Here is a 2,086-nt window from a genome sequence, read left to right as displayed (position 1 = left end):
GACTGACCGGGCGGTGTGTGGCGACGCTGCGGGCGGACACGCCGCGCAGAACCCCGCCGGGTCGCCACACACCGGCTGGACGCGGGGAGCCGGGCGCGGGGATCAGGCGGTGTCGGGACGCAGGGGGCGCGGCGGGCGCAGCGCCGGGACGGCGAGCATGGCCAGGGCGATGGCGCCGGTGACGACGAGCAGCGCGCGCAGCACCGAGAAGTGGTCGCCGAGGAAGCCGAGCAGGGGCGGTCCGGCGATGAACGCGGTGTAGCCGATGGTGGCGACGACCGACATGCGGGCGGCGGCGCGGTCGGGGTCGTCGGCCGACGCACTGATGCCCACGGGGAAGCCGAGCGAGGCGCCGAGCCCCCACAGCGCGGCTCCGACGAACGCGACCGCGGTGGTGCCGAAGACCACGGTGAGCGAGCCCAGCCCGGCGAGCAGGAACGCCAGCCGCACGACGAGCACCCGGCCGTAGCGGTCGAGCAGCGAGGTGCCGACGAGGCGTCCGGCGGTCATCGAGGTCAGGAACGTGGCGAGCGCGAGCACGCCGGCCCAGTTCGCGACGTGATGTCCGTCGACGAACGCGACCGCGAGCCAGTCGTTGGCCGTGCCCTCGGTGAACGCCGCGGCGAGCACGACCAGGCCGATGAGCAGGGTGCGCCGCTCGCGCCACGCCGAGCGGGGCGGCGCGGCCGGCACGGACGCGTCGAGGTCGGTGGGGTCGTCCTCGGCACCGGCGGGCAGGAAGTGGTGCGCCGCCCACGTGCCGACGGTCGCCCCGATGAGCACCACGCCGAGGAAGTGGACGAGCAGCGGCACCCCGAGGCGCGACATGCCGGCGCCGACCAGACCCGCGCCGACGGTGCCGGCGGAGAAGGATGCGTGGAACCGGGGCATCACCGTGACGCCGAGGTGCCGCTCGACCGCGGCGCCCTCGAGGTTCATGGCGACGTCCCAGCAGCCGATGCCGAGCCCGACCAGGTACAGGCCGAGCGCGGTGAACAGCGACGAGTGCAGGGCGGTGATCGCGATGCCGGTCCAGGTCAGCCCGGTGAGCGAGACGGCCATGCCGGTGCGGTACGTGCGGGCGGCGCCGAAGCGGCCGACGATGCGCCCCGCCGACGGCAGTGCGGTGAGCGAGCCGGCCGAGATCGACAGCAGCAGCGCACCGAGCTCACCTGCGCTCAGCCCGAGGGCCGCCTTGGCGTCGGGGATGCGCGACGCGAAGGAGGCGAACGCGATGCCGGCGAGCGCGAAGACGACGAAGACCGACCGGCGCGCCCGGTCGACGGTGGCGCGGGGTAGGGCGGGAGCGGGCAGCACGGCGGTCGTCATCGAGCACTTTCACGGTGGTGAGGCGGTTCTCAAGAGTCGAATCGATTCGATCGAATCGTTTCGATAGCATGACGCACATGACCGGTCCGCGTCAACCGCGACCCACGCTCCGCGCTGTCGCCGAGGCCGCGAACGTGTCGATCTCCACAGCATCGCTCGTCTTCTCCGGCCGCGGACCCGTCGCGCCGGCGACCGCCGAGCGCGTGCGCGCGGCCGCCGACGCACTCGGCTTCACCGGGCCCGACCCGCTCGCGTCGTCGCTGCGGCAGGGCCGTACCGGGGTCGTCGGCGTGATCGTCGAGGGACGCATGGGCTTCGCCTTCCGCGACCCGTTCGCCGTCACCCTGCTCGACGGCCTGGTGCAGGCGCTGGACGAGATGCCTGCGGGCATGCTGCTCATCGCGCAGTCCAGCGAGCAGCCCGAACTCGCGCTGCAGCACCTGTCGTCCACCCGCCTGGCCGCCGTCGTCTTCTGCCTCTGTGCGCCCGACAGCAACCCGGCCGTCGACCTGCTCGCCGGCCGGGGCGTGCCGATGGTCGGCGACGGCGCGCCCGCCGACCCGCGCGTGGCCCGGCTGCACATCGACAACCGCGGCACGACGGCCGCCCTCGCCCGTCACCTGCGCGAGCTCGGCCACCAGCGGGTCGCGCACATCGCGATGCCGCTCGCACCGGCGGCGCCGCCGCAGGCCGAGCGGCTCACCGCGGCGGGCGTGCGCGGGGGCGGCTTCGTCGGCGCCCGCGCGCGCGCGCTCGG

The 2,086-nt window shown here is 74.9% G+C and carries 2 protein-coding genes; one reads left to right on the top strand and one right to left on the bottom strand.

The features are described from left to right. Positions 1–102: 102 nt before the first annotated feature. Positions 103–1,329, bottom strand: a complete 1,227-nt coding sequence (locus tag ACTHMS_RS23020; protein ID WP_440308990.1) for an MFS transporter — start codon at positions 1,327–1,329, stop codon at positions 103–105. Between the two features lie 77 nt (positions 1,330–1,406). On the opposite strand from ACTHMS_RS23020, the gene ACTHMS_RS23015 reads away from it, so the two are divergent. Continuing rightward, positions 1,407–2,086 (top strand): LacI family DNA-binding transcriptional regulator (locus ACTHMS_RS23015; RefSeq protein WP_440308989.1); only part of this gene is annotated, 680 nt, incomplete at its 3' end.

It is taken from the genome of Jatrophihabitans sp., from assembly GCF_051960575.1.
Classification (GTDB): domain Bacteria; phylum Actinomycetota; class Actinomycetes; order Mycobacteriales; family Jatrophihabitantaceae; genus JBQCEE01.
Note: the sequence above shows the minus strand (reverse complement) of the source record. Positions and strands in the feature narration are given on the sequence as shown.